This window comes from Oryzobacter faecalis (assembly GCF_046764005.1).
GTDB lineage: Bacteria > Actinomycetota > Actinomycetes > Actinomycetales > Dermatophilaceae > Oryzobacter > Oryzobacter faecalis.
Genome location: NZ_JBKOFW010000003.1, coordinates 129,398 through 147,953, shown reverse-complemented (window position 1 = coordinate 147,953; position 18,556 = coordinate 129,398). Strand labels below are relative to the sequence as shown.

Here is an 18,556-nt window from a genome sequence, read left to right as displayed (position 1 = left end):
CGGGTCAGGCGCGCACCGGCTCGACGCCGAGCTCGTCGAGGAGGAGCAGGACGCGCGCCTTGATGTCGTCGCGGATGGGGCGGACGGAGTCGACGCCCTTCCCGGCCGGGTCCTCGAGCTCCCAGTCCTCGTACCGCTTGCCCGGGAAGATCGGGCAGGTGTCGCCGCACCCCATGGTGATGACGACGTCGCTGGCCTGCACGGCGTCCGTGGTGAGGACCTTCGGGGTCTCGGCGGTGATGTCGATGCCCTCCTCGGCCATCGCCTCGACGGCGGACGGGTTGACCTGGTCGGCCGGCGCGGACCCGGCGGACCGCACCTCGACGGCGCCGCCGGAGAGGTGGTGGGTGTACGCCGCGGCCATCTGCGAGCGCCCGGCGTTGTGGACGCAGACGTAGAGGACGGACGGCTTCGTGGCGGTGGTCATGGAGGGCTCCTCGAGCGGGTGGTGGCGGACGGGTGGGTGGGTCAGAGGTCGCGCAGCAGCGCGGTGACGGGGTCGATCTCTGGGGGGAGAAGACACCGTCGTGGGAGTAGGCGAGATCCTCGGTGATCCCGACGTAGGATCCGCGGCGCGGGTGGCGGCGCTCATGGCCGGGTCCTTCCTCAGACCGGGGTCGAGCGGGAGGGGTGCGGGAGGACGACGTCGTCGGCGCGGGTGGCGGCGTCGGGGTAGAGCGCCAGCGTCATCGCCACGCCCACGACGAGGCCGACGAGCTGGGCCCCCACGAAGGCCGGAGCGGACGCGGGGGCGATGCCGGCGAAGGTGTCGGAGAAGACGCGGCCGACCGTGACGGCCGGGTTGGCGAACGACGTCGAGCTCGTGAACCAGTAGGCGGCTCCGATGTAGGCGCCGACGGCAGGGGCGGCGAGCGCCCCGCGACCACTGCGCACGAGCGCGAAGACCAGCGCCACGAGCACGCTCGTGGCGACGACCTCGGCCAGCAGGTGCGGCCCCGTGGCACGCTCGGTGCTCGACAGCGTGGTCGGGGCGCCGAACATGAGGTTGGCGAGCACGGCGCCGCCGACCGCGCCGACGACCTGGGCCGCGGCGTAGGCACCGACCTCGGTCAGGGCCAGCCCGGTCCCCGCGCGGCGCCCGATGAACCAGTCGGCGAGCGACACGACGGGGTTGAGGTGGGCTCCGGAGACGGGCCCGACCATGAGGATGATGACGGTGAGCCCGAGGACCGTGGCGGTGCTGTTCTCGAGCAGCTGCAGCCCGACGTCACCCGGCGAGAGCCGCTGGGCGGCGATGCCGGACCCCACGACGACGGCGACGAGGAGGGCGGTGCCGAGCAGCTCGGCGAGCAGGCGGCGCGGCAGGGGCGGCACGTCCGGGTGGGTCACGCGACCATGTTGACGCCAGCGCCATCGCTCAGTCAAACTTGAGTCAATGAACGTTGAGGAAACTGACGGACTGCGCCGCCGCGCCACGCTCCACAGCGCGCTGGGCGACGTGACGCGGCTGCGGATCGTCGACCTCCTGGCGCTCAGCGACCGCTCCGCCTCCGAGCTCGGCGCCTCCCTGTCGATCCCCTCCAACCTCCTGGCGCACCACCTCAGGACGCTCGAGGCCGTGGGCCTGGTCACCCGCCGCCCCTCGGAGGGCGACGCCCGACGCTCGTACCTGACCCTCAGCGCCCACGACGAGTGGGTGCTGCGCGACGCCGGCACCGACAGGCAGCCGGTGCGCGCGTCCCGGGTCGTGTTCGTCTGCACCGCGAACACCGCGCGCTCGCACCTCGCCGCCGCTGCCTGGCGGCGCGTCAGCGCCGTGCCCGCGGCCTCCGCCGGGACCCACCCGGGGGAACGGATCCACCCCGGCGCCCTGGCCGCGGCGCAGCGTCACGACCTGGAGGTGCCCGACGTGGCGCCACGCGTCCTCGACGAGGAGGCGGGCGACGTCATCGTGACGGTCTGCGACCGCGCCCACGAGGAGCTCGACGGGCGCGACTGGGCGCACTGGTCGGTGCCCGACCCGGTCGTCGTCGACACCCGGCGGGCCTTCGACGAGGCCTACGAGGAGCTCACCGCACGAACGACCCGACTGGCCGGCCTGGTGGGAGCGCCGCGCCGCGGCTGAGCCTTCGGAGCCGTCAGCCGTGGCGGCTGCGCGACACCTGGGGCAGCACCGACGCACGCAGTGCGGCGGGCACGTCGCCGGCGGGGACGGGCCGGCTGAACAGGTAGCCCTGGAGCTCGTCGCAACGGTGCTCCGCCAGGAACACGGCCTGCCTCTCGGTCTCGACGCCCTCGGCGACGACCTTGAGGCCGACGCTGTGGGCGAGGGAGACGATCGAGGCGAGCATCGGCGCCTCCGGCGGGTCGCACTCGCCGATCTCCGCGACGAAGGAGCGGTCGATCTTGAGCCGGTGCACCGTCAGCGCGCGCAGCCTGCTGAGCGAGGAGTACCCCGTGCCGAAGTCGTCGATGGAGAGCCGCACACCGAGCCGGTCCAGGGGCTCGAGCGCGCGCCTGACGCTCTCCTCGTCGGCGAGGACCGTCTCGGTGATCTCCAGGTGCAGCGCCGCCGGCGGAAGCGCGTGCTCGGCCAGCACGCCGACGATGTGCTCGGCGAAGCCGGGGATGAGCAGCTCCTGGTGCGAGACGTTCACGGAGAGGCCCACGTGCGGCCACTCCTCACGCCACCGGGCTGCGTCGCGGCACGCCGTCCGGAGGACGAGGCGCCCCAGGTCGACGATCATCCCGGTGCGCTCTGCCGCGGCGAGGAACTCCGCCGGCGGGAGGAGACCGCGCTCCGGGTGCTCCCACCGCACGAGCGCCTCGACCGCGACCGGGGCACCGGTGGTCGTCTCGACGATGGGCTGGTAGTGCACGGTGAGCTCGCCGTCGGCGAGCGCGCGACGGACCTGCGCATCCAGGTCGAGGCGCCGGATCGCCTCCAGGTACATCGACGGGTCGAACTCCCGGACCCGATCGCGTCCCTCGTCCTTGGCGGCGTACATCGCGAGGTCGGCGTTGCGGATCATCTCGTCGAGACCTGCCGCGGTCGCGCCGGGAGCCACCCCGATGCTGCACCGGACCTCGACCGTCGTGCCCTCCAGGCGGATGGGTGCCCGCACCTCCCGGAGGACGCGCTCCGCGATCCGCATCGCCGTCGTGCGGCCCGCGCCGCGCAGCAGCACGGCGAACTCGTCACCCCCGAGCCGCACCACCGTGTCGACGGTCCGGACGCACCGACCGAGCCGGTCACCCACCTCGAGGAGGACGGCGTCCCCCGCCGCGTGCCCGAGGCTGTCGTTGACCTGCTTGAACCCGTCCAGGTCCAGCAACAGCAGCGTCGCGTCCGCGGTGGAGCCGTCGGAGTCCTCGGCGCGCCGGAGCAGCGCGCGGTTGCCGAGCCCGGTCACGGAGTCGTGGAAGGCGAGCCGCTCGAGGTCGGCGGCCTGCTGCTCGAGGAGCTCGCGCTGGGTGTGGAGGTGTGCCACGGCGCCCTCCAGCTGGACCGCGAGCGCCCTCTCGCGGTCGAGGTCGCCCGCGAGGAGCGAGGTCCGGTAGATGACCAACGACACCGTCACGACGGTCGCCACCAGGAGGACCGTGCTCCGCTCGGGCGAGACGTGGGACAGCACCACGGTGAGCAGGGCCGCGCACAGCAGCAGCACCTGGCGTGCGGCGCCGTTGCGGCGGGGCGTCCTCGTGGCCGCCGACCCCGGCTCGGCCGCGAACAGCCGGACAACCTCCGGGTGGGCGGCCATCGCCGCGAGGCAGCCCGCGGACACCATCCAGGTCACGAACAGCGGAGCGCCCATGACGAACGTGCCCGACGCGCCCTGCAGTCCGTAGATCGTGTCGCCCGTGATCTCCACGGCGATCCACGCCAGCAACAGCAGCCCCGGGCCGGAGGCGCGCAGCTGGCTGCCGACGGCCAGGCGAGCCGCCAGGACGAAGAGCAGCAGGGTGGCCGCCGGATAGGCGACCGCGACCAAGGTCGCGAGCGATGCCGTGCCCCCACGCAGCGTGGGGTGGACCACGGCGAGCCACAGCAGTGCCGACATCGAGGTGCTGAGGATGAGGGCGTCCGTCAGCGCGATGCGGCTCTCCTCCGCCCGGTCCCGGGCCCGTCCTCGCAGGACCATGACGAGAAACACCGCATAGGCGGCGTAGACGGTGAGGTAGGACGCGTCGACGAGCGACGGGAAGGGCAGCACGACCCCGGTGACGAGGGGGACGGGGTACCAGAAGAGCGACGTCACGAAGTACCCGGCCTGCGCGGCCAGGAGGATCGACAACGGTCCCCGACCTGCCGGCGTCCCCACCGTCCGCGCCGCGATGCATCCCACGGCCAGGGCCAGCGGGACGAAGTAGGCGACGACCTGCCACGCGCTGTTCCTCGGAGCGGACAGGAACCCGACCACCGCCCCGGCGGTCGTCGCGAGCACCACGTGCCAGGCACGGATCCCCGCCCAGGGCGTGGTCGGATCCGGCACCTCGCCGCTGTCCGCGACCGTGTCCGGCCTCGGCCCGCCACGGGTCGAGGTCCGACCGGACGGTGTCACGACGCCCGCAGGGTCTCCGGGCCCCGCCCAGGGATGTAGTCCACACCCGGGACGGGCACCCTGATCCCACCGTTCTGCACCCGGCCCCGGGCCTCGGCGCAGATGACCTCGAGGTCGGCGTTGAACAGGTCGGCACCCTCGGAGTGGGCCAGGAGCAGCCGGTCCAGGCTGGTGACCCGGTGGGTCCACTTGAGCAGCTTGTCCGGCCCGAGCGCCTGCCGGATCGGCCGGATCGAGGCCAGTCTGGCTCGGTCACCCCCCGACCACAGGCCGACGGAGACGATGAGGGCGCCTGCGGCCGAGGCGGTCGCGGCCGCGCGCTGGAGGTCCGCGACGGGGACGGATCCCCCCGGGAGGCCGACCTTGAGCTCGGCCGGCGCAGCGACGGCCGCGACCGCCCGCACCAGCCCGGCCAGGGACTCGATGCCGCCGCGCCCGAGGTCGGCCCCCGAGACCGGGAGGGCCACCTGCCGGGCACCGGCGTCACAGGCCCGCGCCGCCTCGGCGAGAAGCTCGTCGTGACCGGCCTCCTCCGCCCCCACGGTGGTTCCCACGACGACCCCGCTACCGCCCAGCGCACACACCGCGGTCGGAACGTCCTCCGGTCGGCACAGGAGGGTCGCGGCCCCGAGCTCGGTGGCGACCCGACACCGGCGCAGCAGCTCCGCCCGGTCGGCATCCAGGGCCGCGACCTCGACGAGGGCTGCGACGTCACGGACCGACAGGTACGTCCGCGCCACCGAGCTCGCCATCCTGGGGTGCAGCGTCCTCATGGCGCGCCGGCCGCGCCGCAGGGTTCCGGCACGACCTCGCCGGTCCGGGGCTCTCGTGTCGTCATCCGTTGCGCACCTCCGGTCGAGCAGGACGTGCCTGCCGGTGGTTCCCCTGCGCCAATGGGAACGGGTCGGAGCCGTTCCACCCCCGTTTATACCCCTCATCAGGGACCGGGCACCCCCGACGAACCGCCCGAGTTGGTGAAAAAGTACCGGGCGAGGGCCCTCTCCGGGACCCGGTCCGCCGCCCGCGTCGCGGTCAGGCCAGGTCGCGGAGCCGGGCGGCGACGGCCTCTGGCCGGGTGTCGGTCACCCAGCCGCCGACGCCGCTCTCGGAGCCCGCGAGGTACTTCAGCTTCCCCGGTCCGCGCAGCACCGACATCACCTGGAGGAGCAGGCGCGACACGTCGCGCCCGGCCCGCACCGGGGCCTGGTGCCACCCGGCGATGTAGGGGAGCCGGATCCTGCCGCCGTCGGCCGCGACGTGCACGCGGTCCAGCCGCCGCAGCAGGTCGAGGTAGAGCACCGCCAGCTCGTCACGCTCGGCGTCGTCGAGGGCGACGAGGTCGGGGACGTCGCGATGGGGTGCCACGTGCACCTCGAGCGGCCAGCGCGCCGCGTACGGGACGTACGCCGTCCAGTGCTCGCCCGTGAGGACGACCCGCGAGCCGTCGGCGCGCTCGGCGGCGAGGAGGTCGGCGCCGAGGAGCCGGCCGGTGCGCTCGTGGTGCTCGCGAGCCCGCGCGAGGACGACGGCGGTGCGCGCGGGGAGGTACGGGTAGCCGTAGACCTGCCCGTGCGGGTGGTGCAGGGTCACCCCGATCTCCTCGCCCCGGTTCTCGAAGCAGAAGACGTGGGCGACGTCGGGGTCGCGGCCGAGCTCGGCGGTGCGGTCGGCCCACACGTCGACGACGGTGCGGACCCGCCGCGGGGTGAGGTCGGCGAAGGTCGAGTCGTGGTCGCTCGTGAAGCAGACGACCTCGGTGCGGCCGAGGGCCGGGCGGTGGAGGTACCCCTCGGGTGCGACGACGTCGTCGTCCGCCACCGGGGCGTAGGAGGGGAAGCGGTTCTCGAACACGACGACGTCGTAGTCGGCCTCGGGGATCTCCGAGGCGCCACCGCTGCGCCCGGCCGGGCAGAGGGGGCACTCGTCGCGCGGCGGCAGGAGGGTGCGGTTCATCCGGTGCCCGGCGACGGCGACCCAGTCGCCGAGGAGGGCGTCGTAGCGCAGGTGTCCCGCGAGCTCGCGCGGCCCGAGGTCGCGGGTGTCGACGGCGCGCCGCTCGGGTGCGCCCTCCGTGTCGTCGTAGTAGATGATCCGGCGGCCGTCGGCGAGGGTGCCGACGGTGCGCCGGACCTCGTGGGCGAGCCTCATCCCGCGCCCGAGGACGTCACCGGACCCGTCCGCACGGAGGCGCCGGAGGCCGCACCCGAGGCGGGCGCGGCGAGCACGAGCTGCTCGACGCTGTCCTCGAGCACGGCCCGGGCCCGCGCGGTGATGCCCGAGTCGGTGATGAGCGTGTCGACCTCGCGCAGGGGCAGGAACGTCGACAGCCCGACGATCCCGAACTTCGAGTGGTCGGCGAGGACGCACACCGCACGGCTGGCGCGCACCAGCGCTCGGTTCGTCTCGGCCTCGACGAGGTTCGGCGTCGTGAGGCCGGCACTCTCGTCGATGCCGTGGGCACCGAGGAAGAGCCGGTCGACGTGAAGCCCCTGGAGGGCGTTGACCGCGACCGGTCCGACGAGCGCGTCCGAGGGCGTGCGCACCCCGCCGGTGAGGACGACGACGTGCCCCGCCGACTGGGTCTCGTGCAGCAGCTGCGCGACGGGGACCGAGTTCGTCACGACGGTGAGCTGGGGCAGGTGCCGGATGGCGCGGGCCAGCTCGTAGGTCGTCGTCCCGGCCGAGATGCCGATCGTCGCCCCGGGCTGCACGAGGCGTGCGGCCGCCGCGGCGATGGCCTGCTTCTCGGCGGTCATCAGCGAGGACTTCGCGCTGAAGCCGGGCTCGTCGGTGGCCCGCGGCTGGACGGCGATCGCGCCGCCGTGGACCCGCTCGACGCGGCCCTCGGAGTCCAGGCGCTCGATGTCGCGGCGCACCGTCATGTCCGAGACGCCGAGCTGCTCGACGAGGTCGGAGATCCGGGCGGCACCGGTGCTCTCGACGATGGAGACGATGGCGGCGCGACGCTGGGTGGCAAGCACGGTCAACCCTCCCGCACCACGGCCGCACCGCGTGCCGGAACGGGCACGACGGGGCCGACCTCGCGGCCGCTGACGAGGTCGTGACCGGCCGCGGCGACCTCGCACGCCGTGCCCGTGTGGTTGAGGACGAAGAGCCAGGAGCCCTCCTGCGACCGGCGGCGGACGACCTCGACACCCGCGGGCGCCCGCGCGGCGGGGGCCACCCCGGCCTCGGTGAGCAGGCGCTCGAGGACGCCGCCGAGGAGGTCGTCGTCGGGAAGGGTGCCGAGGTACCAGGCGACACCGTCCTCGACGGGCCGGCGGGTCAGCGCGGGGCGGCCGGCCAGCGGTCCCTCGGCGTACGCGAGCAGGGCCTCGGCGTCCTCGGCGGTCGTGCGGGCGTCCTCGCTCCAGGTGCGGCCGCGTCCTCCGGCCGTCGACGCGGGTCCGGCGAGGGCGACCTCCTCCTCGACCCGGAGGGGGAAGAACTCCTCGACCCGGACGCCGAGCAGGTCGCGGAAGGCCCCCGGGTAGCCGCCGAGCCGGACGTGGTCGTCGGGGGTCGCGACGCCGGACAGGTAGGTGACGAGGACGTGGGCGCCGGCCCGCGCGGCTGCCTCGACCGCCGCCGCGTGCTCGTCGGAGACGAGGTAGAGCGTCGGGACGACGACGACGCGGTAGCGCGAGAGGTCGGTGCCGGGGTGGACCACGTCGCACGTGACGCCCCGGTCGCGCAGGAGGCGGTGCACCGTGTGGGCCGCCGTCACGTAGTCGACCGCCGCGGAGGGCATGCACGGGCCGGCCAGCGCCCACTGCGCCTCGTAGTCCCACAGGAGGGCGACCTCGGCGTCGACCGTCGAACCGACGACCTCGCCGAGCCGCCCGGCCAGGGCCCCGAGCTCGCACACCTCACGGAAACGGTCGCTGTCCTCGCCGGCGTGCGGCACGAGCGCCGAGTGGAACTTCTCCGAGCCGGCCCTCGACTGCCGCCACTGGAAGAACCCGAGCGCGTCGGCCCCGCGGGCGACGTGGGCGAGGGAGTCCAGGACGGTGCCGCGCGGCGGCTTCGCGGGGTTGACCGGCTGCCAGTTGACCGCGCTCGTCGAGTGCTCCATGAGCATCCAGGGGCGGCCACCGGCGAGGCCTCGGGTCAGGTCGCCGTGGAAGGACAGCTCGGCCTGCGGGTGCGCGAGGCTGTCGACGACGTAGTGGTCGGTGCTGACGACGTCCTGCTCCGGGGCCCAGTCGTGGTAGTCGAGGAGCCGGAACTGGCTGAGCGTCATGAAGTTCGTCGTCACCGGCACGTCGGAGGAGTGGCGGCGGATGACCTCCTTCTCGGCGCGGTAGAAGTCGAGGAGGGTGTCGGACCCGAAGCGGGAGTAGTCCAGGACGTGGGTCGGGTTGCTGAAGGTCGTCGTGATCCGCGGCGGGAGGACCTCGTCCCAGGCGGAGTACCGCTGGCTCCAGAACGCCGTCCCCCACGCCTCGTTGAGGGCGTCGAGGCTGCCGTACCGGCGCTCGAGCCAGCGTCGGAACGCGACGGCGCAGGTGTCGCAGTAGCAGGGCAGGTTGTGGCAGGCGTACTCGTTCGACACGTGCCACATCGCCAGGGCCGGGTGGTCGTGGTAGCGCGCCGCGATGCGGTCGGTGAGGGCGAGGGCGAGGTCGCGGTAGAGCGGCGACGAGGGGCACCAGGCCTGCCGGCTGCCCGGCCAGAGGGTGCGTCCCTCGCGGTCGACGGGGAGGATCTCGGGGTACGCGGCGGACAGCCACGGCGGCGGGGTCGCGGTGGCGGTGGCGAGGTCGACGGCGATCCCGTGCTCGGCGAGCAGGTCCATGACCTCGTCGAGCCAGGCGAAGTCGTACTCCCCCTTCGACGGCTCGAGCCACGACCACGAGAAGACGCCCAGCGTCACGAAGCTGACCCCGGCGGCGCGCATGAGGCGTAGGTCCTCGTCCCACGTCGCGCGCGGCCACTGCTCGGGGTTGTAGTCGCCACCGAAGGCGACGCGGTCGGACGGCCACGGACGCATGACGGACAGTCTGATGAGTGGTCCGAACAGTTGTCAACAGATTCCAACACGTTCTGTCCGGGCGTGACGATCTCCCGACGCCATCACGGCCGGCGCGAGTCACGACCGGCACCCGGCCGCATCGCCCCGTCCCAGCACGTTTGACAGCCGAAATGTGACAGTAGAACGTCTTGACAGGCCGCCCGCGGCTCAGCACACTCGGGTGATCGCCGATGTTTGATTCTGATGCAAAGTGTCGGAATCTGGCCCGTCAAAGGAGACAACCATGGCTTTTCCGGCACCGCGATCGAGCCGCCTCACCGGCTCCGTCCCCGCATCCGTCGCCGCCCTGAACCGCCGCACCCTGCTGGGGGGCGCCCTCGGAGTCGGAGCCCTCGCCGGGCTCGGCGCCTGCGGCAGCGACTCGCCCTCCACCGGTGGCACGGGTGGTGGCGGCGCCGCCGGCCCGGTGAAGTTCGGCATGAACGAGGCCAAGGGTTCGGGCCCGGCCTACGAGCGCCTCGCGGCGATGGCGGACGCGTACACGAAGAAGACCGGCGCCCAGGTCTCCCAGAACGCCGTCGACCACAACACGTTCCAGGAGAGCATCACCACCTACCTGCAGGGCACCCCCGACGACGTCTTCACCTGGTTCGCCGGCTACCGCATGGCACAGTTCGCCGAGGGCGGCCAGATCGCCGACATCAGCGACGTCTGGCCGATCGACGGCCTGGGTGACGCGTTCAAGAAGGCGTCGACCGCGGCCGACGGCAAGCAGTACTTCGTCCCCGTCAGCTACTACCCGTGGGCCGTCTTCCACCGGAAGTCGGTCTTCGAGAAGAACGGCTGGACCCAGCCGAAGACCCTCGACGAGCTCAACGCCCTCATGGAGGACATGCAGGGGAAGAAGGTCACGCCCTTCGCCTTCGCGGCCAAGGACGCCTGGGCACCGATGGGCACCTTCGACATCCTCAACATGCGGATCAACGGCTACGACTTCCACATGGCCCTCACCAAGGGCGAGAAGACGTGGGACAGCCCCGAGGTCAAGAAGGTCTTCGAGACCTGGAAGACCCTCCTCCCGTACCACCAGGAGAACTCGCTCGGCCGCACCTGGCAGGAGGCCGCGACCTCGATGGCCAACGGCGAGTGCGGCATGTACCTGCTCGGAACCTTCGTCGTCGACGGCGTGCCCACCGAGGCCCAGGAGGACCTCGACTTCTTCACCTTCCCCGAGCTCGACGCCTCGATCGGCTCCGACGCGCTCGACGCCCCCATCGACGGCTTCTGCGTCTCCTCCAACGCGCAGGACGAGGACGCGGCCAAGGCGTTCATCAAGTGGCTCGGCACGGCCGAGGCCGCCGACGCCGCCAACAACGCCGCCTCCGCGCCGATGATCGCGGCGAACTCCGGTGCGAGCACCGCGAAGTACGGCGAGCTGCAGAAGAAGTCCGTGGAGGTCGTGCAGAACGCCAAGTCGATCGCCCAGTTCCTCGACCGCGACACCAACGCCGACCTCGCCAACACGGTGATCACGGCGTCGCTCCAGGAGTTCATCAAGGCGCCGAACGACATCGACAAGATCACGGCCTCCATCCAGCAGCAGGCGCAGTCGATCCTCGGCTGAGGCCGCGGACCGGGAGCACCCCATGGCCACAGCAACACGACGCCGGCAGCCACGGCGGGTCGAGAAGAAGAGGGGGACGCGTGACCGGCTGGTCATCGCGGCCATGGTCGGCGTGCCGACCGTCCTCGTCATCTGGCTCGTCTGGCTGCCGGCGCTGGCGTCCGTCGCGCTGTCGTTCACGAAGTGGAACGGCTTCAAGCTCAGCACCCTCGAGTGGGTCGGCACGAAGAACTACGTCGACATCGCCACGATCTACCCGCCGTTCTGGCCGGCCATCCGGCACAACGTCATCTGGCTCCTCTTCCTCTTCGTGCTCCCGACGATCCTCGGCATCCTCCTCGCCGTCGTCCTCGACCGCGAGATGCGCGGGAGCCGCTTCTACCAGACGGCGTTCTACCTGCCGGTCGTGCTCTCGATGGCGCTCGTCGGCTTCATCTGGCAGCTGTTCTACTCGACCGACCAGGGCCTCATCAACGAGCTCACCGGGGCGAACGTCGACTGGTACGGCGACCCCGACATCAACCTGTGGTCGGTGCTCGTCGCGACGGCGTGGCGGCACACCGGGTACATCATGCTGCTCTACCTCGCCGGGCTGAAGGGCGTCGACGCGTCCCTGCGCGAGGCGGCGGCGGTCGACGGCGCCAGCGAGGTCAAGACGTTCTTCAACGTCATCTTCCCCGTGATGCGGCCGATCAACCTCATCGTCATCGTCATCGTCGTCATCGAGTCCCTCCGGGCGTTCGACATCGTCTGGATCATCAACAAGGGCCGCAACGGCCTCGAGCTGATCTCGGCGCTGGTGTCGCAGAACGTGATCGGTGAGGCGACCCGCTACGGGTTCGGCTCCGCACTCGCCGTGATCATGATGGTCATCTCCTCGGTGTTCATCACGATCTACCTCCGCATCGTCTTCAAGGAGGAGCGCCGATGAGCGCCACCGCCACGGCCCCCGCCCCGACGTCGACGAAGGCCCCCACCGAGCGCAGTGGCGGCGTCATCAACCGACCGCGCGGCCGCGTCGCCACGGTGATCATGATCGTGCTCGCGCTGCTCTGGCTCTTCCCGATGATCTGGGCGGTGCTCAACTCGTTCCGCGAGTACTCGTACACCCAGACCAACGGCTACCTGTCCTTCGGCGGCTGGACCCTCGACAACTACAAGGACGCCTGGAACCGGGGCAACTTCGGTCTCCACTTCAAGAACTCGCTGCTCATCACCGTCCCGGCGGTGCTGCTGACGCTGTTCCTGTCCTCGCTCGTGGCGTTCGTCCTGGCCCGGTTCTCGTACCGGTTCAACCTCACGCTGCTCGGCGTGTTCCTCGCGGCCAACCTCCTGCCCCCGCAGGCGCTGCTCATCCCCGTGTTCAAGATGTTCCGCGAGATCCCGCTGCCCACCTTCATGAGCGAGAGCGGCACGATGCTCAACAGCTACTGGGCGCTCATCCTCGTCAACACGGCGTTCCAGCTGGGCTTCTGCACCTTCGTCCTCAGCAACTACATGAAGACCCTCCCCTACGAGATCTACGAGTCCGCCGAGCTCGACGGCGCGAGCGTGTGGCGCCAGTACTGGCAGTTGACGATGCCGCTCGTGCGCCCCGCGCTCGCGGCGCTGGCGACGCTGCAGGTCACGTGGATCTACAACGAGTTCTTCTGGGCCACCGTGCTCCTCTCGCGCGGCGACAAGTACCCGGTGACCAGTGCGCTCAACAACCTGCGCGGCCAGTTCTTCTCCGACACCAACCTCGTCGCGGCCGGGTCGGTCATCGTCGCGCTGCCGGTGCTCATCGTCTTCTTCGTCCTGCAGAAGCAGTTCGTCTCCGGGCTCACCCTGGGGTCGACGAAGGGATGACGGTCACGACGTCCGTCCTGCGCGGTGGTGGCGCCCTCCTCGTCCTCGGACAGGAGGGCGACCGCCTGCCGGCCGTCCTCCACTGGGGCGCCGACCTGCCCGACGGGGCCGTCGCCGACCTCCGGCTGCTGCGGGACGCGCCGGTGCCCCACAACGCGCTCGACGAGCCGTGGGACCTCACCGTGCTGCCGACCTCCGGCGACGGCTGGCTCGGCACACCCGGCGTCTCGCTCCACCGGGCCGGCGGTGCCGCTGCTCCGCGATGGGTCGCCACGGTCACACCGGAGGACGGGCGCGTCGTCATCGGAGCCGAGTCCGCGGCGGCGCGGGCGCGGGTGGACCTCGCCTACGCGCTCGACGAGCACGGGGTCCTCACGGTGTCCTCGGCCATCACGTCGACCGCGGCGGAGGACGAGGCGCCCCTCGACGTCGCGGCCCTGCGGACGCTGCTGCCGCTGCCGACCCGCGCGGACGAGCTGCTCGACCTCACCGGCCGGTGGACCCGGGAGCGGGCGCCGCAGCGCCATCCCCTGACCGACGGCAGCTTCGTGCGCTCCGGGGCCCGCGGTCGCACCGGCCACGACGCGACCCTGCTGCTCGTCGCCGGCACCGCGGGCTTCGGCTTCCGGCACGGCGAGGTGTGGGCGGCGCACGTCGCGTGGAGCGGCAACCACCACCACCTGGCCGAGCGGCTCCCCGAACCGGCCGGCGCCCACGCCGCCGTGCTCGGTGGCGGCGAGTCGCTCGCGCCGGGCGAGGTGCGCCTCGGGGCCGGAGAGACGTACACCGCGCCCGACGTCGTCGCCGTGTGGTCGGACGGCGGGCTCGACGGGCTCACGAACCGGCTTCTGCGGCACCAGCGTTCCGCCACCGACTACCGTGCCGGGCGACCCCGCCCGCTCGTCCTCAACACGTGGGAGGCCGTGTACTTCCAGACCGACCTCGACCACCTCAAGCGCCTGGCCGACACCGCGGCCTCGATCGGCGTCGAGCGGTTCGTCCTCGACGACGGGTGGTTCGGGGGGCGGCGCGACGACACCCGGGGCCTGGGCGACTGGCAGGTCTCCCGCGACGTCTGGCCCGACGGGCTGGGACCGCTCGTGGACCACGTCCGCGCCCTCGGCATGGAGTTCGGCCTCTGGTTCGAGCCCGAGATGGTCAACCTCGACTCCGACCTCGTCCGCGCGCACCCGCACTGGGTCCTCGGGCCGGCCGACGGGCCGCCCCGGGCCTCGCGCCACCAGCAGGTCCTCGACCTCGCGAACCCCGACGCCTTCTCGACCGTGCTCGAGGCGATGAGCGCCCTCGTCGGCGAGTACGGGATCGACTTCGTCAAGTGGGACCACAACCGCGACCTGCACGAGGCGGTGCGCTCCGACGCCCGCGGCACCGACCGGCCTGCCGTCGGCGAGCAGACCCGGGCGGCGTACCGGCTGCTCGACGAGCTGCGGCGCCGCCACCGCGACCTCGAGATCGAGTCCTGCTCCAGCGGCGGCGCCCGCGTCGACCTCGGCGTGCTCGCGCGCACCGACCGGGTGTGGACGTCCGACTGCAACGACGCCCTCGAGCGGGTCGGCATCCAGCGCTGGACCGGGCTGCTCGTCCCGCCGGAGCGGATGGGGACCCATGTCGGTCCGCCGCGCGCGCACACGACGCACCGCCACCTCGACCTCTCGTTCCGGATGCTCGTCGCGCTCGGGGGCCATGCCGGCCTCGAGTGGGACATCTCCACCTGCGGCGACGACGAGCTCGAGGCCCTGCGGGCCTGGGCCGGGCTCTACCGCGAGCTGCGCCCCCTCCTCCACGGCGGCGACGTGGTGCGGTCCGACCACCCCGACCCGACGCTCGTCGCCGGCGGCGTGGTCGCTGCCGACCGGTCGGCCGCGGTGTTCACCGTGGTGCAGGTGGAGACCGGCCGGGGTGTCACGCCGGGGGTGCTACCGCTCCCGGGCCTGGACCCCGACCGCCGGTACCTCGTGCGGGTCCGGGAGGAGGCCGGCCTGCCGGAGACCCTCCAGGTACGGTCCCCCCGGTGGTTCGAGGACGCCCGCTCGTCGGGGGTCGAGGTGTCGGGTGCGGTGCTCGGTACCGCCGGTCTGCCCCTGCCCGCCCTCAGCCCCGCCCAGGGCTTCCTGCTCCACCTCGTCGCGCGCTGAGGGCCAGGACGCTGGCCGCGCCCGGCCCGACGACCAGCCAGACCGCCAGGCCGAGGCCGACCTGGGGGATCCAGGACCGCAACGCCGAGGAGTCGCCGGAGTCGCCGACGACGCGGATGGCGACGAGCAGGACCCCCACGGCGACGGCTCCGGCCAGGACCGCGCGCGCGAACGTGCGCCACTCCGCGACCATCCGGCTCCTCGTGCCCCAGCTCGGCGAGGCCGCAGGTGCCGGACCGGCGGCGAGGCGGTGGGCGACCCGCGCGTCGGCCCACCGGACCATCCGGTGACCGAAGGCGACGGAGAAGCCCAGGTAGAGCGCAGCCAACCCGTGGGCCACGGCCGGGGTTCCCCCGGCGCGCAGGTCGACCACGGTGAACCCCAGCAGGGCGAGGTCGACGACGGGCACCCCGGCCAAGAGCCACGCCCCGAGACGCGGCCGCTGCAGGGCATAGCGAGCCAGGAGGCCGGCCGCCAGCACGACCCAGAACCCCACCTCGCACGCGATGATGGCCGCATAGATCACTGGCGCTCCTCAGGTTTCGACACAGTCGTATCAGAACCTTTATAGCACGCTCGTGCTACAACAGTCCTGTGCCGAGGACCGTCGACCACGTCGCCCGGCGTCGCGAGATCACCGAGGCCGTGTGGCGGCTCGTCCGGCGCGAGGGCATCGTCGGGGTGTCCGTGCGGAACGTGGCCGCCGAGGCAGGGACCTCGGCCGGCGCCCTGCGCCACTACTTCGCCACCCAGGACGAGCTGCTCGCCGCCGCCCTGACGTCGGTCGTGCAGCGCGCCACCGAGCGCGTCGGCGACCTCGACGGCCTCCGCGGACGGGAGGGCGCTGCGCGCGTCCTCGAGCAGCTCCTCCCCCTGGACGACGAGCGCCGCGACGAGGTGGCCGTCTACCTCGCCTTCCTCGGCCGCCCGCTGACCGACCCCGCCCTCGTGGCCGTTCGGGACGAGATGGAGGCGCTGAGCAGGGAGGCGGTCACGGTCGCCGTGACCCTGCTGGACCGCGACGGCCTCCTCGGTCCGGGGACGACACCGGAGGAGGCCGTCGCCCTCCTCTACCCGCTGCTCGACGGGCTGGCCCTGCACGGGGTCCAGTGGCCGGCTCGCTACCCGCCGCGGCGCCTGCGGGCGGCCCTCGACCGCTTCCTCGACACCCTCGCGGGCTCGCGGGCATGACCGCGCGACCGCTCCTCGGGTTCGGGCTGCCGGTGTCGGGCTCGTGGGCGACGCCCGCGATGACCGTCCACGTCGCCCGTCGGGCCGAGGAGCTCGGGTACGCCTCGCTGTGGACCTTCCAGCGGGTCCTGCGGCCGGTCGACGCCTCCTTGTCCCCGGGGCACCGTTCGGTCCTCGACCCGGTGGTCGCCCTCGCCCTCGTCGCCGGGCACACCTCCTCCATCGGCCTGGGGACGGCGACGCTCTGCGCCCCCTTCACCCCGCCGGCCCTCCTCGCGAAGACCCTCGCGTCCCTCGACGTCGTCTCCGGCGGGCGGCTCACGGCCGGCCTCGGCATCGGCTGGCTGCCCGAGGAGTACGCGGCCGCCGGCATCCCGATGACGCGGCGCGGCGCACGCATGGAGGAGTACCTGCGCTGCCTGCACGCCCTGTGGACCGAGGACCCGGTCGAGTTCCACGGGGACTTCTACTCCGTACCCCGCTCGCACGTGGCTCCCCGCCCCGTCCAGCGGCCGCACCCGCCCGTGCTGCTCGGCGGGACGGCGGGCTCGGCGCTGCGCCGGGCCGGTCGCCTGGCCGAGGGCTGGATCGCCGGCAGCATGCACGACCTCGAGACGGTGGCGGGGTCGGTCGCGGTCGTCCGCGCGGGCGCCGTCGAGGCCGGTCGCGACCCGGGTGCGCTGCGCGTCGTCGTCCGAGCGGTCGTCGACCTCCTGGACACCGACCCCGGCCCCGCACGGACCCCGTTGCAGGGGACGCGCGAGCAGGTCCTCGAGGACGTCGCTGCCCTCGCGGCCGTGGGTGTCACAGAGGTGTTCCTCGACCTCAACCTCTCGCCCCGCGTGGGCGACCCTGACGCCGACCCGGCCGCGGCGCTCGACCACGCCGAGCAGGTGCTCGAGGCCTTCGCACCCCGTTGACCCACGTCACCGACGACACGTCGTGCCGATGACGGCGCGCCCCGGCCGCATTCGCACGAAACCGGTTCCGCAGCCTTCTCGTGGAGGTGATGCACCGAGGGTGGCATCGGAACACGCTCATCGGCGGCACACACCGCCGGCTCGGCGAGTACCTTCCATGGCGATGGACATCGAACTGCTCGTCATACCGGACTGCCCCAACGACGCCGCCGCCTGTGAACTGATCGCGACCGCCGTCGCAGACACCCGAGTGGAGGCCACCGTCACCCGCACCATCGTCGCCAGCCCAGACCAGGCGCGGCAACGGCGGTTCGCCGGCTCCCCAACCATTCTGCTCAACGGCCTCGACCCATTCGCTCGGCCCGACGCACCCGTAGCACTGTCCTGCCGGCTCTACGCCACCCCCGACGGACTGCGAGGCATCCCAGCACTGCGCGATCTGAGAGAAGCTCTCAAGCGGGTCGCCGCAGGCTAGACCGCCCGAGCGATCGACCGCTCGTGCCGCGCGCAGGCGACCGCGGCCTTGCACCCATCTATGGGGAGGACTGGACTGCGCCACGGCCTGGTGCCTCTGGGTCGCCCCGACGGGTCGCGGCGAGGACAAGCGCGGCGAGGGCGAAGCCGAGCCCGGGGCCTGACGGAACGTGTCCGACGAGAGCGGTGCCGCCAGTGACGGAGCCCGCGCCGAGGGCTGCCACCATCCACGCACTCGGGAGGCCCACGGCGGCGTCGCGTCGAAGGACGATGCCAAGGACCACCAAGGCGACAGAGGTGGCGACGAACCCGAGGCCGGTGAGCATGAACCCGATTCCTCCGACCATGTCGTTGGGAATCGCGTAGTCGCCGAAGATGCCGATGGCCACGAGCCCCAACCCGACGAGGACCGCGCTCCAGCTGCGGCGAAGGCGGACGGTGAACGATGACCGGCGCAGTGCGAGCCCGCGGGCGAACCCGGTCAGCCCCAGCACCCAGGCGCCCAGATAGACGAGCCCGTAGAGGTCATGGACGGTCGTCGAGCCGGGAGCGATCACCGCGACCCTGCTCAGCGGGGCCTCCATCGCGGCCAGCCATCTCGGAGGCATCTCGTCCGGGGAGCCGTACGCGCTGAAGAACGAGAGCGCACATGCCTGCGTCAGGATGAGCGCAGTCAGTCCGCCCAGCGCCAGGCCCCACCGGACACGCGTCGTCGATGCCCACACCCGGTCATCGTGGCCTCGGACGGCGCAGGTGTTGCAGCCCTCCAGGCCGCAGGAAGGTCAGAGCTCCACCTCGGTGCGTGTCGACGTCCGACCATGCTGCTTTGACGGTGGACGCGGCCC

The 18,556-nt window shown here is 72.6% G+C and carries 17 protein-coding genes; 8 read left to right on the top strand and 9 right to left on the bottom strand.

Going from position 1 to position 18,556, the window contains the following annotated elements:
• Window positions 1–4: 4 nt before the first annotated feature.
• Entirely contained in the window at window positions 5–427 is a 423-nt protein-coding gene (locus ACK8HX_RS07345) for an arsenate reductase ArsC (protein WP_411940026.1), read from the bottom strand.
• 179 nt (window positions 428–606) lie between these two features.
• Window positions 607–1,350: an aquaporin gene (locus ACK8HX_RS07340; RefSeq protein ID WP_411940025.1), complete on the bottom strand. Its 744-nt coding sequence runs from the start codon at window positions 1,348–1,350 to the stop codon at window positions 607–609.
• A gap of 46 nt (window positions 1,351–1,396) precedes the next feature.
• Between ACK8HX_RS07340 and ACK8HX_RS07335 the strand changes: the two genes are divergently transcribed.
• A complete protein-coding gene (locus tag ACK8HX_RS07335) occupies window positions 1,397–2,086 on the top strand; it encodes an arsenate reductase/protein-tyrosine-phosphatase family protein (protein ID WP_411940024.1) in 690 nt (229 codons plus the stop codon).
• Window positions 2,087–2,099: 13 nt separating this feature from the next.
• Here ACK8HX_RS07335 and ACK8HX_RS07330 read toward each other — a convergent pair whose 3' ends face one another.
• The 5 genes from ACK8HX_RS07330 to ACK8HX_RS07310 form a co-directional block, all read right to left on the bottom strand.
• The gene (locus tag ACK8HX_RS07330; protein ID WP_411940023.1) at window positions 2,100–4,454 is read right to left on the bottom strand and encodes a putative bifunctional diguanylate cyclase/phosphodiesterase; all 2,355 of its coding nucleotides are present in this window, start codon (window positions 4,452–4,454) and stop codon (window positions 2,100–2,102) included.
• 65 nt (window positions 4,455–4,519) lie between these two features.
• Window positions 4,520–5,275, bottom strand: coding sequence for a beta/alpha barrel domain-containing protein (locus ACK8HX_RS07325; RefSeq protein WP_411940022.1), 756 nt, complete (start codon window positions 5,273–5,275; stop codon window positions 4,520–4,522).
• Window positions 5,276–5,555: 280 nt separating this feature from the next.
• Complete coding sequence (gene galT, locus ACK8HX_RS07320) at window positions 5,556–6,671, bottom strand: galactose-1-phosphate uridylyltransferase (protein WP_411940021.1); 1,116 nt, start codon at window positions 6,669–6,671, stop codon at window positions 5,556–5,558.
• The gene (locus ACK8HX_RS07315; protein ID WP_411940020.1) at window positions 6,668–7,504 is read right to left on the bottom strand and encodes a DeoR/GlpR family DNA-binding transcription regulator; all 837 of its coding nucleotides are present in this window, start codon (window positions 7,502–7,504) and stop codon (window positions 6,668–6,670) included. The genes galT and ACK8HX_RS07315 overlap by 4 nt, the downstream gene beginning before the upstream one ends.
• Window positions 7,505–7,506: 2 nt before the next feature.
• On the bottom strand, window positions 7,507–9,516 hold the full coding sequence (locus ACK8HX_RS07310) for a beta-galactosidase (RefSeq protein WP_411940019.1): 2,010 nt from the start codon (window positions 9,514–9,516) through the stop codon (window positions 7,507–7,509).
• A gap of 265 nt (window positions 9,517–9,781) precedes the next feature.
• On the opposite strand from ACK8HX_RS07310, the gene ACK8HX_RS07305 reads away from it, so the two are divergent.
• Genes ACK8HX_RS07305 through ACK8HX_RS07290 form a run of 4 tightly spaced genes read left to right on the top strand, consistent with a single transcriptional unit; the run spans window position 9,782 to window position 15,126 of the window.
• On the top strand, window positions 9,782–11,122 hold the full coding sequence (locus tag ACK8HX_RS07305; RefSeq protein ID WP_411940018.1) for an ABC transporter substrate-binding protein: 1,341 nt from the start codon (window positions 9,782–9,784) through the stop codon (window positions 11,120–11,122).
• A 22-nt stretch (window positions 11,123–11,144) separates the two neighbouring features.
• A complete protein-coding gene (locus ACK8HX_RS07300) occupies window positions 11,145–12,053 on the top strand; it encodes a carbohydrate ABC transporter permease (RefSeq protein WP_411940017.1) in 909 nt (302 codons plus the stop codon).
• On the top strand, window positions 12,050–12,970 hold the full coding sequence (locus ACK8HX_RS07295) for a carbohydrate ABC transporter permease (protein WP_411940016.1): 921 nt from the start codon (window positions 12,050–12,052) through the stop codon (window positions 12,968–12,970). Before ACK8HX_RS07300 ends, ACK8HX_RS07295 begins: the two co-directional genes overlap by 4 nt.
• Window positions 12,967–15,126 carry an alpha-galactosidase gene (locus ACK8HX_RS07290; RefSeq protein ID WP_411940015.1) on the top strand — a complete coding sequence of 720 codons (2,160 nt, stop codon included), beginning with the start codon at window positions 12,967–12,969 and terminating at the stop codon, window positions 15,124–15,126. The genes ACK8HX_RS07295 and ACK8HX_RS07290 overlap by 4 nt, the downstream gene beginning before the upstream one ends.
• Here the strand turns inward: ACK8HX_RS07290 and ACK8HX_RS07285 are convergent.
• Window positions 15,083–15,652 carry a hypothetical protein gene (locus ACK8HX_RS07285; RefSeq protein ID WP_411940014.1) on the bottom strand — a complete coding sequence of 190 codons (570 nt, stop codon included), beginning with the start codon at window positions 15,650–15,652 and terminating at the stop codon, window positions 15,083–15,085. The two genes, ACK8HX_RS07290 and ACK8HX_RS07285, sit on opposite strands and share 44 nt — an antisense overlap.
• A 68-nt stretch (window positions 15,653–15,720) precedes the next feature.
• Here ACK8HX_RS07285 and ACK8HX_RS07280 point away from each other — a divergent pair, with 68 nt between their 5' ends.
• The 3 genes from ACK8HX_RS07280 (at window position 15,721) to ACK8HX_RS07270 (ending at window position 17,712) form a co-directional block, all read left to right on the top strand.
• Complete coding sequence (locus ACK8HX_RS07280; protein WP_411940013.1) at window positions 15,721–16,317, top strand: TetR/AcrR family transcriptional regulator; 597 nt, start codon at window positions 15,721–15,723, stop codon at window positions 16,315–16,317.
• The gene (locus tag ACK8HX_RS07275; protein ID WP_411940012.1) at window positions 16,314–17,237 is read left to right on the top strand and encodes a TIGR03619 family F420-dependent LLM class oxidoreductase; all 924 of its coding nucleotides are present in this window, start codon (window positions 16,314–16,316) and stop codon (window positions 17,235–17,237) included. The genes ACK8HX_RS07280 and ACK8HX_RS07275 overlap by 4 nt, the downstream gene beginning before the upstream one ends.
• Before the next feature lie 163 nt (window positions 17,238–17,400).
• The gene (locus ACK8HX_RS07270) at window positions 17,401–17,712 is read left to right on the top strand and encodes a DF family (seleno)protein (protein WP_411940011.1); all 312 of its coding nucleotides are present in this window, start codon (window positions 17,401–17,403) and stop codon (window positions 17,710–17,712) included.
• 58 nt (window positions 17,713–17,770) lie between these two features.
• On the opposite strand, the gene ACK8HX_RS07265 is transcribed toward ACK8HX_RS07270, so the two are convergent.
• Complete coding sequence (locus ACK8HX_RS07265) at window positions 17,771–18,436, bottom strand: hypothetical protein (RefSeq protein ID WP_411940010.1); 666 nt, start codon at window positions 18,434–18,436, stop codon at window positions 17,771–17,773.
• Between the last annotated feature and the right edge of the window lie 120 nt (window positions 18,437–18,556).